Below are 758 nucleotides of genomic sequence, written 5' to 3'. Positions count from 1 at the left end.
TACAAAACCCGAAATTAATTTTATAAATTTAAGGTCTGTTATAAGCCGAAAAGTTAGTGCACCAATGCCGCTACTGTGCTTATACGGGATCGTTGGCATTCATTAAAACCAATCTCTACTAATTGAACTGAATAAGTGAATAATAAAACTCTGAATTACATAATAATTGGACTTTACTTGATTTCACTCTTCACCGAATCTTTTAGTGGGAGTGGCGGAGTTTACGGAATTTTTGCTTTGATATTTGGCGGACTTTCAATCTTTATTGGAAATTTATTCGCATTTGGTGCTTGGATAGCGAATATTCCATTCTTCATCGCATTTTTCAGAAAATTAAAACTGAATACAAAACTGACTTTAAGTGGAATCGCAGTATTGCTCGGAATTTTAGCAGTATTTGTAACTGATTTACCAATGCATATGGGTTCAAGCACGTCACCTGTGAAAATCGGAATTGGATTTTACTTCTGGATTGGAAGTTTGACCTTATTGTTTGGAAAAAACCTAATGGAATATATAAAACTGAATAAAAAATAACGAAATGCCAACAATGTATAACCGCAATTACGGCGGATTCGACTACGTCCGAATCCACTCGGAATTGCTAAAGTCTGTGCTAAACCGAAAATTAACGCATATTAACCCGTAACTGACGGTTATACGAGACCGTCAGACTGTCTAATAACCTTCCTCACTTTAAGAAAAAAATCCATGGTCATTATTTGTCTTTTTTGTATCTTCATGCTATGAAATATATA

At 34.6% G+C, this 758-nt stretch carries 1 protein-coding gene; it reads left to right on the top strand.

Annotated elements, in window-relative coordinates; all coding sequences use genetic code 11:
- Positions 1 to 135: 135 nt before the first annotated feature.
- Positions 136 to 537, top strand: coding sequence for a hypothetical protein (locus K8089_RS16210; RefSeq protein WP_237604329.1), 402 nt, complete (start codon positions 136 to 138; stop codon positions 535 to 537).
- The last annotated feature ends 221 nt before the right edge of the window (positions 538 to 758 follow it).

The sequence above is a fragment of the Aequorivita vitellina genome (assembly GCF_022008365.1).
Classification (GTDB): domain Bacteria; phylum Bacteroidota; class Bacteroidia; order Flavobacteriales; family Flavobacteriaceae; genus Aequorivita; species Aequorivita vitellina.
This window is presented reverse-complemented; position numbering and strand designations above follow the sequence as displayed.